Raw genomic sequence first — 15,012 nt, 5'->3', positions numbered from 1 at the left:
TTACGAACGGGAGGATATTCATGCGCAAGTTTTTGAGCTCGGCAGCTCTTGCTGTCGTGATGATGGCTGGTTTCGGCAGCGCTCACGCGGCTGACGTCAAGGAAGTCCAGATGCTGCACTGGTGGACGTCGGGCGGTGAAGCCGCGGCGCTCAACGTGCTGAAGCAGGACCTCGCTAAGGAAGGCTTTGCTTGGAAGGACGTGCCGGTGGCCGGCGGTGGCGGCGACGCAGCCATGACCGCGCTGAAGGCGATGGTTGCCGCGGGCACCTATCCGACCGCTTCTCAGATGCTCGGCTATACCGTTCTCGACTATGCCCAGGCTGGCGTCATGGGTGACCTGACCGAGACGGCAAAGAAGGAGGGCTGGGACAAGTCCGTTCCGGCAGCGCTGCAGAAGTTCTCCGTCTATGACGGCAAGTGGGTCGCAGCCCCTGTGAATGTTCACTCCGTCAACTGGCTGTGGATCAACAAGTCGGTCATGGACAAGATCGGCGGCACGCAGCCGAAGACCTTCGACGACCTGATCGCCCTGCTCGACAAGGCAAAGGCAGCCGGCGTCATCCCGCTCGCGCTTGGCGGTCAGAACTGGCAGGAAGCCACGATGTTCGACTCCATCGTGCTGTCGACCGGTGGTCCGGAATTCTACAAGAAGGCTTTCAACGACCTCGACGAGGAATCGCTGAAGTCTGACACGATGAAGAAGTCGTTCGATAACCTCGCCAAGATCATCCAGTATGTCGATCCGAACTTCTCGGGCCGCGACTGGAACCTGGCGACTGCCATGGTCATCAAGGGCGATGCTTTGGTGCAGGTCATGGGCGACTGGGCGAAGGGCGAATTCGTTGCCGCCAAGAAGACCCCTGATACCGACTTCCTGTGCTACCGTTTCCCGGGCACCGAGGGCAGCGTGGTCTACAACTCCGACATGTTCGGCATGTTCAACGTTCCTGACGACCGCAAGGCCGCTCAGGTGGCGCTTGCCACGGCAACGCTGTCCAAGAGCTTCCAGTCCGCCTTCAACGTCGTCAAGGGTTCGGTTCCGGCCCGTACCGACGTTCCGGATACGGATTTCGACGCTTGCGGCAAGAAGGGCATTGCCGACCTGAAGGCTGCCAACGAAGGCGGCACGCTGTTCGGCTCGCTGGCTCAGGGCTATGGTGCTCCTCCGGCCATTGCTAACGCCTATAAGGACGTTGTCTCGAAGTTCGTCCATGGTCAGATCAAGACCTCCGACGAGGCTGTTACCCAGCTCGTTCAGGCTATCGACGACGCCCGCTAATTCTAACGACAAAGGCTTTCCCGCCCTCTTGCGGGGAAGCCACGGCCCTGCTGCGCGGGGAGGAGATGATCACATGAGCACAGTTGCGACCACGGATCCGGTCCTGACGTCGAAGCCCTCAACCCGCACGTCCATTCGCGGCCGACTGCAGGATGCATTGCCGAAAATCGTATTGGCGCCGAGTTTCCTCATCACGGTGATCTTCGTCTACGGCTTTATCGTCTGGACGGCCTATCTTTCTTTCACCAATTCCAAGACCTTTCCGTCCTATGTGCTGACGGGCTCGCGCGCCTATCATCGGCTCTGGCGCTGGACCTTCGAGAGCGACCCGCCGTCCTCCTGGTACACATCGATCACCAATATGGGGATCTTTGGCTTCCTCTATATCTTCATCTGCCTGGCGCTCGGGCTGCTGCTGGCGATCCTTCTCGACCAAAAGATCCGCGGCGAAGGCATATTGCGGCCGATTTTCCTCTATCCGATGGCGCTGTCCTTCATCGTGACGGGCGTCGCCTGGAAGTGGTTCCTTGATCCGGGCCTCGGGCTCGAGCAGACGCTGCATCATCTCGGCTGGACGAGCTTCCATTTCGACTGGATCAAGAACAAGGATTTCGTCATCTACACTGTCGTCATCGCCGGTGTCTGGCAAGCCTCCGGTTTCGTCATGGCAATGTTCCTGGCCGGCCTGCGTGGCATTGACGGCGAAATCATGAAGGCGGCGCAGATCGACGGCGCATCGCCCTTCCAGATGTACCGGCGCATCGTCATTCCGATGCTGCGGCCGATCTTCCTGTCGGCCTTTATCGTGCTCGCGCATATGGCGATCAAGTCCTACGACCTTGTCGTGGCGCTTACATCGGGCGGTCCCGGCGGCTCGGCATGGCTGCCGTCCAACTTCATGTATGAGTATACGTTCAAGCGAAATGAAATGGCTGTCGGTTCTGCAAGCGCCATCATCATGCTGATGACGATCTCGGCAATCATCGTTCCCTATCTCTATTCCGAACTGAGGGAGAAGGCGCGATGAGCAGTATTACCTCTTCCGAGGTCGCGCAGGGCGGCAACAGCGGTCGCTGGATCGGCCGCGTCATCATCTACGGGCTGCTGCTGATCTTTGCCGTTCTCTACCTGATGCCGCTCTTCGTCATGCTGACGACTTCGTTCAAGACCATGGACGAAATTCAGGGCGGCAATATGCTCGCGCTGCCGCAGTCACCGACGTTCGATGCCTGGTTCAAGGCCTGGGGCGAGGCCTGCGTCGGCCTCACCTGCGCCGGCATCAAGGGCTACTTCTGGAATTCGATCAAGATGGTCGTGCCGGCAGTGGCGATCTCGACCGTTCTCGGCGCGCTCAACGGCTATGTACTGACCAAGTGGCGCTTTCCGGGCCATACGCTGGTCTTCGGCCTGATGCTCTTTGCCTGCTTCATCCCGTTCCAGTCGGTGCTGCTGCCGATGGCGACTATTCTCGGCGCGCTCGGCCGTTTCGGAACGACGCTGCAGAATGCAACGGGTTTCAGCTTCGGCTTCGGCAATCCGACTGTGAACCTCGTCTTCGTGCACGTGGTTTATGGCCTCGGCTTCACGACGCTGTTCTTCCGCAATTTCTATGAGGCGTTTCCGACGGAACTCGTGAAGGCCGCGCAGGTGGATGGCGCAAGCTTCTTTCAGATCTTCCGCCGCATCATGCTGCCGAATTCGCTGCCGATTATCGTGGTGACGGTCATCTACCAGTTCACCAATATCTGGAACGATTTCCTCTTCGCCTCGGCTTATGCCGGTACGGGTGACTCCATGCCGATGACGGTGGCGCTCAATAATGTCGTCAATACCTCGACCGGCGTGGTCGAATACAATGTCAACATGGCTGCGGCGATGATCGCGGCCGTTCCTACGCTCATCGTCTATATCCTCGCCGGCCGCTATTTCGTGCGCGGTCTGATGGCGGGCGCCGTCAAAGGGTGATCCATGGCTTTCCTTGAAATTTCCGGTCTCAAGAAGCGCTTCGGCGCCGTCGACATTCTCAAGGGGATCGATCTGGAACTCGAAAAGGGCGGCTTCCTGGTGCTGGTGGGTCCGTCCGGCTGCGGCAAGTCCACGCTGCTCAACACCATTGCCGGGCTCGAAGCGATCACTTCGGGTGAGATCCGCATCGATGGCCGCTCCATCAACGGCTTGCACCCCTCCAAGCGCGATATCGCCATGGTCTTCCAGAGCTACGCGCTCTATCCGAATATGACCGTTGCCGGCAACATCGCCTTCGGCATGGAAATCCGCGGCGTGCCGAAGGAAGAGCGGGAAAAGGCGATCAAGCAGGTCTCCGACATGCTGCAGATCGGCCATCTGCTGGATCGCAAACCCTCGCAGCTTTCGGGTGGCCAGCGTCAGCGTGTGGCGATGGGCCGCGCACTGGTGCGCAATCCGCAGGTCTTCCTCTTCGACGAGCCGCTTTCCAACCTCGATGCGAAGCTGCGTGTCGATATGCGCACGGAAATCAAGCGCCTGCATCAGCGCATGGGAACGACCATCGTCTACGTCACTCATGACCAGATCGAGGCGATGACGCTGGCGACGAAGATCGCTGTGCTAAAGGACGGTGTGCTGCAGCAGTTCGGTACGCCGGCAGAAATCTACAACAGCCCGGCCAATGTCTTCGTAGCTGATTTCATGGGCTCGCCGGCGATGAACCTGCTGAACGCGACCGTTGAAAACGGTACCGGCGGGCTGCAGGTCTCGCTGGAACGGCCGAATGGCGAACCGCTGAAGCTGCCCGTCAATGCCGGCAATACCAGCCTCACAGGTTATGCCGGCAAGCAGGTGATCTTCGGGATTCGTCCGGAAGCACTGACGGATATAGACGGAGCCGACCGCAAGGCGAAGTCGGTCGTTCATGGTGACTGTGCCATCGAAGTCGTGGAACCGGCCGGGTCGGATACGTTTGCCGTCACCAAGCTCGGCGGCAAGTCGGTGGTGGCGCGCCTCGGGGCCGATACCGGCATCCTGCCTGGCCAGAACACCCGCCTTGCCTTCAATCTCGACAAGGCGGTGTTCTTCGATCCTGCAAGCCAGCTCAGGATCGCTTAGCCAGAAATATTTTGTCTGGCGGCCGTCAGATGGCCGCTACCGAGAGCGTGACTGGTGCGAAGCGGCTTGAGGTCGCTTCGACGGTGATTTCGCCGGTCAAGCCGGTTGCCTCCAGCCAAAAGCCCGTCGTGCCGCCCTGGAGCGGTACGGCTGTCGGGCCGACAATCTCGGCAGGGCCTTTGACCGTCAGGGTCACCACATCGTTCAGGAAGGGCAGGCGTTGGCCGCGCTGGTCGAGCGCGCGGATGACGACGCGGGTCGTGTCGCGTTCGCGGGCCTTCAGCGTGGTGCTGTCGGGCGCTACTTCGAGTGCGGTCGGCAGCGGGTCGGCGGCGAGTGTCAGCTTGGCGACCGATTCACCATTGATGAAGCCGGTGAATTCGCCGTCGATCCATTCCAGGCCCCAGCGGCCGAGTTCGTCCTGGGTGAAATGGCGGTGGTCGAGCACGACAGGCGGATGCGGCAAGTGCGGATAGTTTTCGCGATCCGGGCCGATGCGCTTGGTCAGAGAGCCGTATGTCAGTTCCACCTCGTCGCAATTGGTCAGGATGATCAGCGGCAGCACGCCGCCGATGCTGCGCTCGCCGCGCGCCCAGAAGGTGACCGGTTTCATGATGATCTCATCCGAAGGGTCGCACTGGCTGGCATAGACATAGGCCGCGAACTTCGGCTCGCGGAACATGTCCATGACGCCGTGATAGCAGATGCGGTCGCCGGAGCCGAAATCCTTGTGCGTGTTGTAGTCGAACATGCACCAGCCGATCGCTCCTGAAATATCCGGATCGCCATAGGCGGCGTTCAGCACTTCCAGGTGGCGGCGCACATGCTCGGCCTGGCGCTGCTCGGCATCATACATCTTGGTCGGATGCATGTGGCCGTTGAATTCGGTAATGATGTAGGGGACCTTGTAGGAGAGGCCGGTATTTTCCTGCTGGCTGCGAAGCGCCGTGCGTGGGCGATTGGCGCCCGGCAATTCCTCGTTGCCGAGGATGAAGTCGTTCATCGTATAGACGTCTTCCAGAAGCTCGCTTTCGGTCAGGTAGCGAACGCCGCCAGTCTGGCGGGTGGAATCGAGTTCGTGGGCCAGGCGATTGGTGGCGGTATAGAAGTCGTGGCTATCGAGCGATTCATTGATGCGCACGCCCCAGATGATGATCGAGGGGTGATTCCAGTCGCGCTCGATCATGCGGCGAACGTTTTCGATGGACTCTCTCTGCCAATCGAGATCGCCGATATGTTGCCAGCCGGGGATTTCTTCGAATACGAGCAGGCCGATGCGGTCGCACTGGTCGAGGAACCATTTCGACTGCGGATAGTGCGAAGTGCGCACGATATTGCACTTCAGCACCTTCTTCATCATATCGGCGTCACGCTCCTGTGCGGAGCGGCCGGCAGCGTACCCAACATAGGGGTAGGCCTGATGGCGGTTGAGGCCCTGGAGCTTCACGGGGCGGCCGTTGAGCAGGAAGCCTTCCGGCGTGAATTTGGCGGTGCGGAAGCCGAAATGAGCGGAAGTTCTGTCTGAGCCGTGTTCGGTTCTGAGATCGACGACAACTTCGTAGAGCGCCGGGTTTGCCAGGTCCCACAATTCGATGCCGGTCAGGCCGCCGAAGGAGAGGGTTGTCACCGAGCCGATCGTTTCGCCGGCGGCACTTGCGAGCACGATACCATCGGCACCCTTCAGCGAGGCCGTAATGGTTGCGGCATAGGTCAGGTTCTGCGGGTTGGCGATATCGATGCGCACCGTCGCCGATTTCATGTCGGACAGCACGTCGTGGGTCTCGATCTTGAGATTGCGGATGGAGACCTTGTCGGTGACCTTCAGCCAGACATCGCGATAGATGCCGGCATAGGTGAGGTAGTCGATGCGACCGCCGAAAGGTGGGATGGCGGGGTTCTCGCTGCCGTCGATCTTGACCGTGACAAGGTTCTCGCACTTGGTGAGTTTGCCGGTCAGGCGGGCTTCGAAGGTCGTATAGCCGTCCTTATGAGCAATGATCTCTTCGCCGTTCAGATAGACGACGCTGTCGGCCATGGCGCCATCGAAGAGGATAGAGACTTCGCGGCCTTCGAATTCCGGCAGCCAGCGCAGCACCTTCTGATAGGTGAAGGCGCGCTGATAGCGCTTCTCGTCGAAATAGTTGAAGGGCAGCTCGACAGCCGTGTGGGGCAGGCTGACCATATGGTCGCCATCGAAAGCCTCGGTCAGGTGCTGGCCAAAGCCTTCGTGGAAGCTCCAGGATTCATTGAGGGAAACGACGGAACGCATCTCAGGCTCCCCGGCAGGCGGCAGGGGAGAGGCGACGCCCGGCGGCGGCGCGTGAAAGAGTGATCATCGTATTCCTCCTTGATGCAAATGACTGGAGCCGCCCCTCAGGCGGTCGAACCCCAGCGGGGTGTGCAGGCAAGCGTAATGCTGTGCGGGCCTTCATCGCCGGCCTCATGGCGTTCGATTACCTCGACGACCGCATCCATGAAGGCCACGTGGTCGAGGCTCAGCGTCGTTAGGTCGTTGCAGTCCCAGGCGGCCATGGCAATACCGTCCTGGCCGACGATGGCGATATCCTCAGGCGTGTTCTTTCCGAGCACGCGGCGGGCGGCGTCGCGCGCGCCGATCGCCATCACATCGTTGCCGCAGATGATGGCATCGACCTTGGAGCGGTGCAGCAGCAGGACGGCTTCCTTGAAGCCGGAATCGTAGGAATAGTCGCCGAAGGCTTCGGCCTCGAAGGCAAGGCTGTGACGCGCCAGAGCGTCCGCAAACCACTTGCGGCGCAGCTTGTCGATCCAGCTCGATTTGGTGCCGGAGAGATAGGCGAAGCGCCGTTTGCCGTCGCCGACGATCTTGTCGATGATCTCGCCCGCACCGACCGCGCCATCGATACGGATGTTGGAAACGTCCTCGTTTTCCAATGGTTCGAAGGAGACGATGATCGGCTTCGTCGTATGGAAGATGTCGACAGCATCCTGCATGGACACCATGTCTGAGAAGATGACGACGTGATCCACTTGGTAGGTAGAGGCAAGCCGCATGAGCTGAAGCCGATCCGAATGATCCGCACAGCAGAGAATAATGGGCAGGAGCTGGCGGGCCTGCAGGCGGTGGACGAGGAGCTGCTGCTCCTCGGCCTCGCAGGGATTGCCGATGGCATTGACGACGAGGGCGACGAGGCGCGAGCGCTGGTTGTTCAGCGAACGGGCGATCGCATTCGGCTGGTAGCCATATTCACGCGCAACGGCGAGGATACGGTCGCGCGTGGCGCTGCCGATCCGCGAATCCGGCGAAAAGGCCCTCGAAATCGTCGCCGAGGAGACACCGGCGAGTTTCGCCAGTTCCTTCGAGGTGATCCGTCGTCTGTTCGTTCCGCTCATCGTCTTGCGCCTATGCGGTGATCCTGACGGGGGTGCCGTCGGCCGCTGCCGATTCCTTGATTGCGTCCCAGAGCCTAGCGAATCTAAGACCCATTTCAACGGAGCCGGAGTTTTCCATCGTTCCGGCGCGGATGGCGAGGAAATTCTTCAAGGGATTGCCGAGAATCTCGGCCTCTTCACGCGGTTCGCTGGTGTGTCCGACGCTGATTTCGCGCCAGCCACCCCAGGCGTCGATGCGCACGATCGCCTTCGAATAGAAGAAGGTGATGTAGGAAGCGCAACCGGGAGGACCTTCGCCGGCGGCCGTCAGGGTCACCAGCGCGCCGTTCTTCAGCCGGGCGGAGACAGCGGTGGCGATATCGACCTTTTTGCCATGGTTGTTCATATAGGCGGAGACGCTGTCGAAATCGGAATTGGCGAGCAGACAGACGGTGTTCATCATGTGCGCGCCGGTATCGAACATAAATCCGCCGCCGGAGATTTCCGGCTGCTGCTTCCAATGCCCGTCATAGTTCGAAGACCAGCTTTCCCAGATCATGCCGGAGATGGCGATCAGCTCGCCGAACTCGCCCGAGCGCGCGCGTTTGCGCGTGTCGAGCACCAGCGGAGACAGCCCGCCCTGGAAGGCGGTGACGATGGTGACGCCGCTTTTCTTCTGTGCTGCGATCAGCGTCTCGGCCTCGGCGACGGTCGTGACCATCGGCTTTTCGAGGAAGAGGTCGAGGCCGGCTTCGGCGACGGCGGTCGCCTGCTCGGCATGGGAAGCGTGCGGGGTCGAGACATAGATGATGTCGAGTTCGTCGCGGCATTTTGTGAGCAGATCCCGGTAATCGGCGAAGCCCCTCGGCTCCGGCGCACCGGCCGCCGTGCAGACGTCAATCAGCCGCTTGCGGGAGGTTTCGCTGGTGTCGGCAAGCGCCACGAATTCAATTTCCGGCATCTTCGCCCAACTCTGAGCATATTCAGCCGCCTTCAAGCCGGCGCCGATGACGCCGAGGCGCAATTTCTGAGACATCGAAATCCTCCCTGATATCGTTGTGCAAACGATTACACAAATGACACAATTGGTGCAAGTTATAAATAACTTAATAAAATCAATACTATAAATTTGTGCCGTTTGAGGTTTCAAAAATCATCTTGTCAGCATTCAGAATGCGTGTACATTTTCGTCGCCGGTGCTGGAGGGCGCCGTAGCTCTAAAAAAGGGAGGACTTCCGTTGAAGAAGACGGTTATCGGTGGCCTGTGCGCCATCCTGCTCAGCGCGGTTTCAACGCTGGCGCATGCTGAAACAATTCGTATTGCCAATCACGGTCAGGCCGGAATCGATGCCATGAAGTCGACCGTCGAGCGGATTGAGAAAAAATATGGCGTGACGGTCGAGGTCGTCGAATATCCGGCGCCGGACAAGGACTATCTCACCAAGCTCTTGACCGAACTCGGCGCCGGCAACGCGCCCGATCTCTTCTCCATCCCAACGACGGCTGCCGTTGCCGACATGGTCGAAGCTGGCTACCTCGCGCCCGTTACCACCGAGTTCAAGGCATGGGACGGTTACGCCAATCTCTATGACGTCGCCAAGCAGCTTGCCGTCAGCCCTGATGGAGAGACCTATGTGATGCCGTTCATGCTCGGCATTCAGGAAATCTATTACCGCAAGGACGTTCTCGAAAAGGCCGGCATCTCCACCGAACAGCCGAAGACCTGGCAGGAACTCCTCGATCGCGCAGCCGAGGTGAAGCAGAAGACCGGCTCCTACGGCCTGCTCTTTCCGGCCGGCGTGTCCTGGGGCAGCGGCGCCTTCGACGAAGGCTTCCAGCACCTGATCGTCGGCTCCAAGACGCCGCAGCTCGTCGACGCCGACGGCAAACTCGATCTGAATGGCGAGGGCGTGAAGGATGTCTTCAATGTCTATAAGACGCTGATCGACAAGGATCTGATGCCGGTGCAGCCGTTGCTCGGACCGGAGCCTTGGGTCGTGCCGAAGTATGAGATGTTCCCGGCCGGCAAGCTTGCCGCTACCACTTGCGGCTCCTGGTGCTACATTTTCGACTGGGGCCGCGAGAGCAAGAACCCGATCCCTGACGTGACCAAGATCGTCGGCACCTGGACGGTTCCCGGCCAGAGCGGCGGCCAGTATGTTCTCGCCAATCTCGCTGCTCCGTGGGCCATCAGCTCCAAGTCCGCCAATGTCGAACTTGCCAAGAAGGCGCTGATGGAAATCGGCTCGGTCGAAACGCAGGTTTCCTACGCTGCCCGCATCGGTAATATCCCGGCCAGCAAGGATGCCGCCAAGGACCCGGAATTCCAGAAGCTGACGGAACTCGTTCCGATCCATGCCGCTGCTGGAAACGGTGTCTTCCTGAAGCAAGCTTCCGGCTTCGGTACGGTTGCCGAAGGCGTGGCGCGCGCCACCGAAGCGCTGCTGCGCAAGGAAACCGATGCAGCTGGTGCCCAGAAGATCCTTGTCGACTACGTCAAGGAAACGCTAGGCGACGACATGGTCAAGTAAGCCACTGATATCTTCCTCCCGCCAAGACGGGGACGCGGTATTCTGGCCGCGTCTTCCCGGTTTCATTCGATAAGGTTGTGAGCTTCAATGGCCCGAAACTCTCATGAAAAGCGAACCGAGCGCCAACTCCTGCTGGTTCTGCTGCCGTCGCTGGTCCTGCTTCTGGCCTTTGTGATCTATCCCGCCCTTTATTCCGTCTATCTGAGCTTCACCAACGAGGCGCTGACGGGAGCTGCGGCCCTGCGGCCGCGCTTCGTCGGCATCCGCAATTACACGCGCCTTCTCAACGATGCGAAGTTCTGGAATTCGCTGTTCGTCACCTTCGTCTTCGTCATGGGTTCGGCCGTCATCGGGCAGTTCGTGCTCGGGCTGATTTCGGCGATGGCGCTGCGCCGGTCGATCCGTTTCCGGCAGTTCTTCTCTTCGATCATTCTCCTGCCGAATGCCGCCCCCGAAGTCGTTGCCGGCTTCATGTGGATCTCGATGCTTGCCGGCGGCGAACATGCGACGCTCTCGCGCATCGTCGCCTTCTTCGGCGTCAATCCGGCCGACTGGCTGAACGCCTTCCCGCTGTCGATGATCATCATCGTCAATACCTGGCGCGGCATCGCCACGGCGATGATCCTGCTGACGGCCGGCCTCAGCACCATTCCCTCCGAGATCTACGAGGCGGCGCGCATGGATGGCGCGACACCCTCACAGATGTTCCGTCGCATCACCCTGCCGCTGATGATGCCGACGATCCTGCTCTACATGCTGATCTCGGCCGTCTCCACCATCGCCGTCTTCGGCCTCGTCTACGCGCTGACACGCGGCGGCCCGGGCGGAGCGACGGAGGTCGTCAGCATCTACATCTACAACCAGTCGTTTACGGCGTTCCAGCTCGGTTACGGCGCTGCGGTCGCGGTCGTCGCGCTCATCATCTCGCTGATCCTCGGCATCGGCTATGTCCGAGCCATGAAAGTTGAGGTCTGACATGGCCGTTATTTCCCCGAGCGAAGGCGCCAACAGGACCCGCTCCGATCTTCTCGCCTATGCAACGCTGTCGATCATCTCGATCTTCTGCGCCGTGCCTTTCTTCTGGGTGCTGCTCGCCTCCCTCGATGGCAATGCGCAGCTCTTCCTGCGCTGGCCGGAACAATGGACGCTTGCAAACTATATGCGCGTCTTCACCAAGGAGGATGGGGCGAAGTGGCTGTTCAACTCGCTCTTCGTGGTCGGCGGAGCGACGGTTATCGTCATGGTTCTGGCGGGGCTCGGCGGCTATGCGCTGTCGCGCACGCGAGCCTGGTGGAAGCTGCCTTTCCTCTACGCGATCCTGCTGATCCGCGTGCTGCCGCCGACGGCGCTCGTCGTGCCGCTCTACAAGTTCCTGCTGACGCTCAACAATGCGGAAAGCGCGATTCTCAGGCCGATCTTCGGCAGCTATGCTCGCGATATCATGCGCTGGACCGGGTTCATCGACGGTTATCTCGGCATCATGCTGGTGCTTGCCACCATGCAGCTGCCACTGGCGCTCTGGATCATGAAGACCTTCTTCGACGGCCTGCCGCGCGACTATGAGGAAGCGGCCGTCATGGACGGGGCGACGATGATGCAGCGCATCCGCCGCGTGCTGATTCCGCTTGCCATGCCCGGGCTTGCGGCTGCCGGTCTCTTCGCCTTCATGTCGGCCTGGGGTGATTTCCTGCTGCCGCTGATCTTCCTGTCGTCGCCGGAGCTGCAGACGCTGCCGCTCGGTCTTTTCCGCGCCTTCCTGCGTATTAACGAGATCGATTACGGACTGCTGACGGCTCTCGCCTTCATCTACCTGCTGCCTGCCGTCGTCGCCTTCGGCTTTGCGCGGCGCTTCCTCGTCCAAACTTTCTCGGGCGGTGTGAAGGGCTGAGATCAAGAAAGAGAAACGAATGATCAATCTCAGAAACGTTCGCAAATTCTACGGCGCGCTCGAAGTCATCAAGGGCGTCGACATCACGGTGGAAGACGGCGAATTTGCCGTCTTCGTCGGCCCGTCCGGCTGCGGCAAGTCCACGCTCTTGCGCATGATTGCCGGCCTTGAAGGCATCGACGAGGGCGATCTGGTGCTGAACGGCCAGCGCATCAACGATGTGCCGCCGGACAAGCGCGGCATCGCCATGGTGTTCCAGTCCTACGCGCTTTATCCGCATATGACGGTCGCGGAGAATATCGGCTTTTCGCTGAGCCTCAAGAAGGTGCCGGAAGCCGAAATCAAGAAGCAGGTGGAAGGCGTCGCCGAGATCCTGCAGCTGACCGACTATCTCAGCCGCAAGCCGGGCGCGCTATCCGGCGGCCAGCGCCAGCGCGTGGCGATCGGCCGTGCGATCATCAAGAAGCCGTCGCTGATCCTGTTCGACGAGCCGCTCTCGAACCTCGATTCGGCGCTGCGCGTGCAGATGCGCGCCGAGCTGCAGCGCCTGCATCGCGAGCTGAAGGCGACGGTGGTCTATGTCACGCACGACCAGGTCGAGGCGATGACGATGGCCGACCGTATCGTCGTTCTGAACAAGGGCGTCGTCGCCCAGCAGGGCGCGCCGATGGAGCTCTATCACCAGCCGGAAAACGAGTTCGTCGCAACCTTCATCGGTTCGCCGAAAATGAACGTGCTGCCGATGACGGCGACGCGCCGGGATGCCGGTAAGGTGCATCTGGAAAGCCCGCTCGGTCTTGCGATCGATCTCTCGGATGCAAACGGTTCCGTGCCGCAGGGCGAGGCGAAGCTCGGCATCCGGCCGGAACATCTGAAGCTGGCGCCGCAAGGGCAGGGCGATTTTTCGGCCGAGGTCGTCATCGTCGAGCGGCTCGGCGTCGAGACCTATCTGACGGTTGGCTCGCAGCAGCAGCCGATCGTCGTGCGCACGGAAGGCGACATGAGCATCCGCCCCGGCGATCGCGTCTCGCTGACGGCCGATCGCGCCGCCTGCCATCTGTTCGATTCCGCCGGCCGGCTTGTCCGTTCGGCTCAAGCCTGAAACATCGAGGAATAGCATGACAATCAAGGTCACGATCTGGAACGAAGGACGCCACGAGCAGGTCCACAAGGAAGTTCAGGATATTTATCCTGACCGCATCGACGGCGCGATCGCAGCCGGTATCGCCCATCCCGATTTCGAGATCCGTCGCGGCACGCTCGACGATCCGGATGAAGGCCTGCCGGATTCCGTGCTCAACGATACCGACGTGCTGCTCTGGTGGGGGCATATGGCGCATGAGGAGGTCAGCGACGGGCTGATCGACCGCGTCCAGCAGCGGGTGCTGAAGGGCATGGGCCTGCTTGTCCTGCATTCCGGCCATCACTCCAAGCTCTTCCGCCGGCTGATGGGCACCAACGCCAACCTCTCGTGGCGCGAGACGCCTGAAGGCGATCTGGAGCGCGTCTGGGTGGTCAATCCCTCGCATCCGATCGCCGAGGGACTGCCGCCCTATTTCGAGGTCAATGCCTCGGAAATGTATGGCGAGCCCTTCGACATTCCGCAGCCGGACGAGCTGGTGTTCATCTCCTGGTATTCCGGTGGCGAGGTATTCCGCAGCGGCTGCACCTTCCAGCGCGGCCGTGGGCGCATCTTCTTCTTCAGCCCCGGCCATGAGACCTATCCGATCTATCACGACAAGACCGTGCACAGGGTCATCTCGAACGGCATCCGCTGGGCGCAGCAAAAGCACACGGATGGCCGCATCCTCGAGAACTGGCACCGCAAGGAGCCGCTGCACGCCCGGCCGGACAAGGTGAAAGCCTAGTAATCCCTCCCGTGGGGCTGGGGCCATGAAGGTTCTGGCCTCCGCGGGTGGGGCTCAGAGCCGCGGCCAGCAAGGGATAGGATTACGGGTACTGCGCGCCGTTGGTCGTCGTGTAGATCGAATAGAGCGATTGTGTCGCGGTGATGAAGAGGCGGTTCCTCTTGGGGCCGCCGAAGGTGACATTGGAGACGGTCTGCGGCACCTTGATCTTGCCGATCAGCGTTCCGTCGGGCGCGAAGCAGTGCACGCCGTCGGCCGCACTCGTCCAGAGATTGCCGGAGACATCGAAGCGGAAACCATCCGGTATGCCGCTGTCGATCGAGCAGAAGTAGCGGCTGTTTGCGAGTTTGCGTCCATCCACGACATCGAAGACGCGGATATGGCGCGGTACGTCATGATTGGCGGAACCGGAATCGGCGATGAAGAGCTGGCGTTCGTCCGGTGAGAAGGCCAGCCCATTCGGCTGGATGAAGTCGGTCACGACGGCTTCGATGTCGCCAGTCGCGGCATCGATGCGATAGACGTTTCGGCTTTCCTGCTCTTCCGGCGACTTGTGGCCTTCGTAGTCGGACATGATGCCGTAGCTTGGATCCGTGAACCAGATCGAGCCGTCGGACTTGACCACGACGTCGTTCGGGGAGTTCAGCCGCTTGCCGTTGTAACTGTCGGCAAGCACGGTGATGCGGCCGTCCGACTCGGTGCGAGTCACACGGCGGCCTCCATGCTCGCAGGAAACCAGGCGACCCTGCCGATCACGGGTATTGCCGTTGACGTAGTTGGACGGCGAGCGGAAGACGGAGACTGTTCCATCCGGCACCCAACGCATCAGGCGTTCGTTCGGAATGTCGCTCCAGAGCAAGCAATTCAGATCCGAGAACCAGACAGGACCTTCGGCCCAACGGCAGCCCGTGTAAAGCTCTTCCAGCACGGCACTGCCGGCGATCAGCGCGCGAAAACGCTCGTCTTTGATGTCATAAAGCTCGCTTCCAGCCATGCCCGATTCCTCCCAG

At 60.6% G+C, this 15,012-nt stretch carries 13 protein-coding genes; 9 read left to right on the top strand and 4 right to left on the bottom strand.

Annotation, left to right across the window (positions count from 1 at the left end; translation table 11 throughout):
• Positions 1-20: 20 nt before the first annotated feature.
• The 4 genes from ACK9YZ_RS18520 to ACK9YZ_RS18505 all read left to right on the top strand — a co-directional run bounded on the left by ACK9YZ_RS18520 (position 21) and on the right by ACK9YZ_RS18505 (position 4,364).
• On the top strand, positions 21-1,280 hold the full coding sequence (locus ACK9YZ_RS18520; protein ID WP_416064774.1) for an ABC transporter substrate-binding protein: 1,260 nt from the start codon (positions 21-23) through the stop codon (positions 1,278-1,280).
• Between the two features lie 73 nt (positions 1,281-1,353).
• Positions 1,354-2,307 carry a carbohydrate ABC transporter permease gene (locus ACK9YZ_RS18515; protein ID WP_416064773.1) on the top strand — a complete coding sequence of 318 codons (954 nt, stop codon included), beginning with the start codon at positions 1,354-1,356 and terminating at the stop codon, positions 2,305-2,307.
• Positions 2,304-3,245, top strand: a complete 942-nt coding sequence (locus ACK9YZ_RS18510; protein ID WP_416064772.1) for a carbohydrate ABC transporter permease — start codon at positions 2,304-2,306, stop codon at positions 3,243-3,245. Before ACK9YZ_RS18515 ends, ACK9YZ_RS18510 begins: the two co-directional genes overlap by 4 nt.
• A 3-nt stretch (positions 3,246-3,248) precedes the next feature.
• The gene (locus ACK9YZ_RS18505; protein ID WP_416064771.1) at positions 3,249-4,364 is read left to right on the top strand and encodes an ABC transporter ATP-binding protein; all 1,116 of its coding nucleotides are present in this window, start codon (positions 3,249-3,251) and stop codon (positions 4,362-4,364) included.
• A gap of 25 nt (positions 4,365-4,389) precedes the next feature.
• Here the strand turns inward: ACK9YZ_RS18505 and ACK9YZ_RS18500 are convergent, their stop codons facing one another.
• The 3 genes from ACK9YZ_RS18500 to ACK9YZ_RS18490 form a co-directional block, all read right to left on the bottom strand.
• A complete protein-coding gene (locus tag ACK9YZ_RS18500; protein WP_416064770.1) occupies positions 4,390-6,633 on the bottom strand; it encodes a glycoside hydrolase family 2 protein in 2,244 nt (747 codons plus the stop codon).
• Positions 6,634-6,737: 104 nt separating this feature from the next.
• Positions 6,738-7,736, bottom strand: coding sequence for a LacI family DNA-binding transcriptional regulator (locus ACK9YZ_RS18495; RefSeq protein ID WP_416064769.1), 999 nt, complete (start codon positions 7,734-7,736; stop codon positions 6,738-6,740).
• A gap of 10 nt (positions 7,737-7,746) precedes the next feature.
• The gene (locus ACK9YZ_RS18490) at positions 7,747-8,751 is read right to left on the bottom strand and encodes a Gfo/Idh/MocA family protein (RefSeq protein ID WP_416064768.1); all 1,005 of its coding nucleotides are present in this window, start codon (positions 8,749-8,751) and stop codon (positions 7,747-7,749) included.
• A 202-nt stretch (positions 8,752-8,953) separates the two neighbouring features.
• Here ACK9YZ_RS18490 and ACK9YZ_RS18485 point away from each other — a divergent pair, with 202 nt between their 5' ends.
• From ACK9YZ_RS18485 to ACK9YZ_RS18465, 5 genes are all read left to right on the top strand, one after another.
• Positions 8,954-10,246: an ABC transporter substrate-binding protein gene (locus ACK9YZ_RS18485; RefSeq protein WP_416064767.1), complete on the top strand. Its 1,293-nt coding sequence runs from the start codon at positions 8,954-8,956 to the stop codon at positions 10,244-10,246.
• An 87-nt stretch (positions 10,247-10,333) separates the two neighbouring features.
• Complete coding sequence (locus tag ACK9YZ_RS18480) at positions 10,334-11,221, top strand: carbohydrate ABC transporter permease (protein WP_416064766.1); 888 nt, start codon at positions 10,334-10,336, stop codon at positions 11,219-11,221.
• 1 nt (position 11,222) lies between these two features.
• On the top strand, positions 11,223-12,134 hold the full coding sequence (locus ACK9YZ_RS18475) for a carbohydrate ABC transporter permease (RefSeq protein WP_416064765.1): 912 nt from the start codon (positions 11,223-11,225) through the stop codon (positions 12,132-12,134).
• A 19-nt stretch (positions 12,135-12,153) separates the two neighbouring features.
• A complete protein-coding gene (locus ACK9YZ_RS18470; RefSeq protein WP_416064764.1) occupies positions 12,154-13,236 on the top strand; it encodes an ABC transporter ATP-binding protein in 1,083 nt (360 codons plus the stop codon).
• A 16-nt stretch (positions 13,237-13,252) separates the two neighbouring features.
• Positions 13,253-14,002 carry a ThuA domain-containing protein gene (locus ACK9YZ_RS18465; protein WP_416064763.1) on the top strand — a complete coding sequence of 250 codons (750 nt, stop codon included), beginning with the start codon at positions 13,253-13,255 and terminating at the stop codon, positions 14,000-14,002.
• Positions 14,003-14,084: 82 nt separating this feature from the next.
• Here the strand turns inward: ACK9YZ_RS18465 and ACK9YZ_RS18460 are convergent, their stop codons facing one another.
• Positions 14,085-14,996 carry an SMP-30/gluconolactonase/LRE family protein gene (locus ACK9YZ_RS18460; protein ID WP_416064762.1) on the bottom strand — a complete coding sequence of 304 codons (912 nt, stop codon included), beginning with the start codon at positions 14,994-14,996 and terminating at the stop codon, positions 14,085-14,087.
• Positions 14,997-15,012 lie beyond the last annotated feature (16 nt).

The sequence above is a fragment of the Rhizobium sp. ZK1 genome (assembly GCF_047782645.1).
In the GTDB taxonomy this organism is placed as follows: Bacteria; Pseudomonadota; Alphaproteobacteria; order Rhizobiales; family Rhizobiaceae; genus Rhizobium.
This window is presented reverse-complemented; position numbering and strand designations above follow the sequence as displayed.

What these genes read in the sequence shown, in the direction of transcription:
- ACK9YZ_RS18515 (WP_416064773.1), top strand. Translation starts at nt 1,354, where the DNA reads ATGAGCACAGTTGCGACCACGGATCCGGTCCTGACGTCGAAGCCCTCA.
- ACK9YZ_RS18505 (WP_416064771.1), top strand. Translation starts at nt 3,249, where the DNA reads ATGGCTTTCCTTGAAATTTCCGGTCTCAAGAAGCGCTTCGGCGCCGTC.
- ACK9YZ_RS18465 (WP_416064763.1), top strand. Translation starts at nt 13,253, where the DNA reads ATGACAATCAAGGTCACGATCTGGAACGAAGGACGCCACGAGCAGGTC.
- ACK9YZ_RS18490 (WP_416064768.1), bottom strand. Translation starts at nt 8,751, where the DNA reads ATGTCTCAGAAATTGCGCCTCGGCGTCATCGGCGCCGGCTTGAAGGCG.
- ACK9YZ_RS18460 (WP_416064762.1), bottom strand. Translation starts at nt 14,996, where the DNA reads ATGGCTGGAAGCGAGCTTTATGACATCAAAGACGAGCGTTTTCGCGCG.
- ACK9YZ_RS18475 (WP_416064765.1), top strand. Translation starts at nt 11,223, where the DNA reads ATGGCCGTTATTTCCCCGAGCGAAGGCGCCAACAGGACCCGCTCCGAT.
- ACK9YZ_RS18500 (WP_416064770.1), bottom strand. Translation starts at nt 6,633, where the DNA reads ATGCGTTCCGTCGTTTCCCTCAATGAATCCTGGAGCTTCCACGAAGGC.
- ACK9YZ_RS18470 (WP_416064764.1), top strand. Translation starts at nt 12,154, where the DNA reads ATGATCAATCTCAGAAACGTTCGCAAATTCTACGGCGCGCTCGAAGTC.
- ACK9YZ_RS18480 (WP_416064766.1), top strand. Translation starts at nt 10,334, where the DNA reads ATGGCCCGAAACTCTCATGAAAAGCGAACCGAGCGCCAACTCCTGCTG.
- ACK9YZ_RS18510 (WP_416064772.1), top strand. Translation starts at nt 2,304, where the DNA reads ATGAGCAGTATTACCTCTTCCGAGGTCGCGCAGGGCGGCAACAGCGGT.
- ACK9YZ_RS18520 (WP_416064774.1), top strand. Translation starts at nt 21, where the DNA reads ATGCGCAAGTTTTTGAGCTCGGCAGCTCTTGCTGTCGTGATGATGGCT.
- ACK9YZ_RS18495 (WP_416064769.1), bottom strand. Translation starts at nt 7,736, where the DNA reads ATGAGCGGAACGAACAGACGACGGATCACCTCGAAGGAACTGGCGAAA.